We start from the raw sequence: 4,132 nt of genomic DNA, 5'->3' as shown, positions 1-4,132 counted from the left end.
ATCGAATGCAGTGTCGAGAACAACCAGTAATCAAGACGACTATTGCTTATGAGGAGCGGCGCGCGTTCCAGCGCACGAACACACGTCGCCTCGACAAGAGCGAGGGCAACATCAGACCGGAAGGAAAGGATCATCCCAAACCGCCAAAGCCGCCGAGACACCGGGATAGATCCGCCCTGATTTCGCGTTCGTCCGTCATGAATAGTTCCCTGAAGAGGAGTTGGCCGTCTCAGATCGGAATGGATTATCTTAGTAAATCCACCTCAGCGATTGATCAGCACGAGTGCACCGGAGAAACCTGAAGAAAGTGCTGTGTTGCAGTATGCGCTGGTCCTTGATTGAGAGAACAGGCGGCGGCCGTAGCTTCAACTTGCAGGGGGCAGAAGGCGCCAAAAATGCAGTATCGTAGGCTCAATTCAGGGCAAATATATCGCCGGTGGCAAATGCAAGGGTCACGATGGCGGCGGAACCTACTAGAAACAGCATGATCCAAATCGTATCCAGCTTCTCCATAGCATTAAATCCTTGGCATCAGAAGGAATCGGGTGGTCAGGTAGCATTGCTACCCTCCTTGCGTAATTTCTATTCCACCTGTTTGTAACTATGCAGTTATAAATACTCCATCATACTCAGGTGCGCGTGAATAATTCGCTGGTTTGATTGAGCCATACTTAGGTTTATATCGGTGGGCGAACCAGACTGATTGTGAAAGCCTTGAAGCAGTCCGAAGCGGGAATTCATGTCGCATCGGCGGCGTGTCTGGAGCAAACGTTAAAGCATCTTTGGGCGTTGCATTCCGTTCCGATATAGGTCGGTGACGTCGTCCGGATCGACTGCATCGTCGGCAAGGGCCAGGGTTTGCGGGTCCGTGCTTGAGAACGGGACATGCAAAAACTCTTAGTAAGCAGGGCCCACGAAGTAGGATGAAACAAGGCAGAACCTACGGTCAGAAGACGGGTTGGGTCATGCTTTGCCTTCGGCTCAAAAATACTTCTACATGTTATGTGACGATACACCGACATCATATACTGTAGGTTGGCGACCTAAAACCTGTGACCCACGCTTAAAACCCAAGACCTACGCATATAAACCAACGTATAATACATCGGCAGACTTTCTATCTCCATATTAGGTTAGCTTTCACAACTGGAAGCTTTCAAGGAGTCAATTATGAGAAAATCAGCAACAATCTTAGCGATAACCGCTTTAGGTGCAATGTTGGCGGCCGGCTCGGCAACTGAATCGATGGCTCATGGCGGAGGCGGCGGCCATGGCGGCGGCGGCAATAGCTTTGCCGGTAGTCGCGGCGACTTCGGCGGTAGCGGTCACGGCTCCCGCAGCGGTGGCATTTTTGGCCGTGATGGCACCTTCAACAGTGCTCATGGATTCGCGACGAGCCATAGCTTTGCGGACCGCAGGGGTCACTTTAGGGACTTTCGCCGTGACGACAATTATTGGGGTCCCTACTATTCCTGCGAGTACCCGTTCCGTTGGAACTCTCCCCTCTACGACGAATACTGCCAGTAACCCATCGTAGGCTCTTCGAATCCCGGCCCCCCATAACGATTGGGGACCGGATTCGAATGCTAAAGTGGATGGGATACTTGATGGCATGGCTAAAGAATATCCTTCCCCTGGGACGAACTCCGGATGAGGTTCTTTGTACCGGCCCATAACGGTTTTAATGATTGCCTTTTAATGGAGGCCAGAATGTCTAAGTCTAGTAATCGCCCTCGTTACAACCACATGCCGCACCTGGATTTGGCGGAGATCATTCTTCTAGTGGTTATTGTCGTATCGATCGCTCTCGCAGTTGGCTTTGACTGGGTTTACCAAGCCTTGCTCCGCTGAATTAAATCATCGCCTGCGCCCAGCCTTTTCTTCGCCCAAGCGTCAAGCTTTTGATTATCATCGACGCTCAGTACTTGCCCAGTGAGAAAAATGAGTTTGGGTTTTGACGGAAAAGTGAAGCGTAAGATCGAAGAACACCTCTTCAATGTCTGCCGGGCAGATCCCCAGCTGCGCAAACATCCAGCCCGCATAGAATGGCTTTTGGGCGGGCTTGCGCGGAAGTTCCAGCTGTCAATCCCTCTTATAAGGTTTTCTGGAAAGCGGTCGGAAAAGCCAGCCTGTCACCGTTTCTGTCTGGTTTTCGGCACGCACGGCGATATCGGTTGGCCAATGGGCTTCGGCAAACCTCCCACTGTCAACTTTGGACCTGGAGATCCCGCACGGGCACATCAGCCGAACGAGCGTGTCTCCGTACGCGATCTGGTCGATCATACGAAGGCGATTGCGCTCGCGATCAAGCAGTGGTGCCGTTGAGAATTCAAACGAGCGGCGCCATATTTGACTGTTGGGCGTTACCCATGAGGGAGCCCGTCCTCAACTCAGAACGGTTTGTTATTCGGCCGGTTCACTCGTAGTAACAGCTGCGGGAAAGGACGTTCTGTTCCGCCCCGACATCCAGAGGCTCAATCTGTCGAGGTAGAGGTAGACAACCGGTGTCGTATAGAGTGTCATTGCCTGGCTCAAAATGAGGCCTCCAACCATTGCGTATCCCAGGGGCTGTCGCAGTTCGGAGCCCGTCCCATGCCCCATCATCAGAGGAATGCCGCCAAGAATTGCAGCCATCGTCGTCATCATGATTGGCCGGAAGCGTAGCAGGCACGCCTGCCGGATTGCTTCCTCCGGTCGCAAGCCATGCTCGCGCTCCGCGGCAATAGCGAAATCAACGATCATGATGCCGTTTTTCTTGACAATACCGATTAGGAGAATGACGCCGATCAGGGCGATAACCGTGAAGTCGAAGCCGAAGCTCCACAGCATGATGAGAGCGCCGAGACCTGCGGATGGTAGAGTTGACAGGATGGTCAGCGGATGGACGTAGCTTTCATAAAGCACACCTAAAATGATGTATATCACGCCCAACGCGGCCAAAACGAGCAAAGGTTCGCTGGCTAAGGATGTCTGGTATGCCTGCGCATTGCCCTGGAAGGTAGCAATGAGTGTCGGGGGCACTCCCAGGGCAGTTTCGGCTTGGTGGATGGCCGAAACAGCCTGGCTCAGAGCCACTCCCGGAGCAAGGTTGAATGATAGCGTCACCGACGGAAACTGGCTCTGGTGGTTGATCGCAAGAACGGTGGTCGGCTGCGTCGTCTCTTTTACAAGCACGTTGAGCGGAACTTGCGCACCGGTCAGTGGCGATTTGATGTAGAGCTGGTTAATTGCCTGTGGTGAGCTCTGAGCCTTCGGAGACAATTCCAGTATCACGTGATAACTGTTGATGTCGGTGAAATATTGAGTGACTTGCCGTTGACCAAAAGCATCGTCGAGCGTGTCGTCGATGCTTTGAGGCGTGATCCCAAAGCGAGCCGCTTGATCCCGATCAATGTCGAGAGTGACGGTTGTTCCGTTGGATTGCTGATCCGTCGCAACATCCGTAAGCTCAGGCAAGGAGCTTAATTTTGCCAAAAGCTTCGGCGCCCAGCTATTCAGCTCGTTCGCATCGCCATCCTGTAGCGTATATTGAAACTGGGTCGCTGAACTCCGACCGCCGACATTGATATCCTGAGCCGGTTGAAGGAACAGCTTCACCCCTTCAACCTGCGCCAATTTTGGGCGCAGGCGACCAATGATCTGGCTTGCCGTCGCATCTCGCTGATCGTGTGGCTTGAGAGTGATAAACATACGCCCGGTATTGAGTGTATTACCGGATCCGCCGCCGACAGCCATCCCCACCGTAGCGACCGCGGGATCGCTGGCGACCACCTTGCCGACCTCTACCTGATGGCGTGCCATGTCGGCAAACGATGTATCCTGTGCACCCTGTAGAAGGCCTGTAATCAAGCCTGTATCTTGAATTGGGAAAAAGCCCTTTGGGATACTGATAAAAAGGTAACCTGTGGCAACGAGCGTTAGCAGGAAAATGCCAAAAGTTATGCGATGGTGGTGCAAGGCGATATCGAGCGTAACGCGGTACGCGTTCAGCAGTGCTTCGAAGGCTCRCTCCGATGCCAGGAAGAGCCTGCCATGTTTTGCGTGGTGTTCCGCTCGCAGAAAACGGGCGCACAGCATTGGCGTGAGTGTCAGCGAGACAAGTGCGGAAACTGCAATCGTCACGGTTACGGTT

General features: G+C 53.2%; 4 protein-coding genes. 3 read left to right on the top strand and 1 reads right to left on the bottom strand.

The annotated features are described in order from the left end of the window. Positions 1-1,170: 1,170 nt before the first annotated feature. The 3 genes from ACXJ5O_RS20500 to ACXJ5O_RS20490 all read left to right on the top strand — a co-directional run bounded on the left by ACXJ5O_RS20500 (position 1,171) and on the right by ACXJ5O_RS20490 (position 2,325). Positions 1,171-1,527, top strand: a complete 357-nt coding sequence (locus ACXJ5O_RS20500; RefSeq protein WP_158482329.1) for a hypothetical protein — start codon at positions 1,171-1,173, stop codon at positions 1,525-1,527. Positions 1,528-1,710: 183 nt separating this feature from the next. Then, positions 1,711-1,851 carry a hypothetical protein gene (locus ACXJ5O_RS20495; protein WP_162702174.1) on the top strand — a complete coding sequence of 47 codons (141 nt, stop codon included), beginning with the start codon at positions 1,711-1,713 and terminating at the stop codon, positions 1,849-1,851. A 90-nt stretch (positions 1,852-1,941) separates the two neighbouring features. Beyond that, positions 1,942-2,325: a hypothetical protein gene (locus ACXJ5O_RS20490; protein WP_457301505.1), complete on the top strand. Its 384-nt coding sequence runs from the start codon at positions 1,942-1,944 to the stop codon at positions 2,323-2,325. A 78-nt stretch (positions 2,326-2,403) separates the two neighbouring features. Here ACXJ5O_RS20490 and ACXJ5O_RS20485 read toward each other — a convergent pair. Beyond that, positions 2,404-4,132: efflux RND transporter permease subunit (locus tag ACXJ5O_RS20485; protein WP_457301504.1), on the bottom strand; the 1,729-nt coding region annotated here is incomplete at its 5' end.

The organism is Phyllobacterium sp. P5_D12, assembly GCF_054049495.1.
Note: the sequence above shows the minus strand (reverse complement) of the source record. Positions and strands in the feature narration are given on the sequence as shown.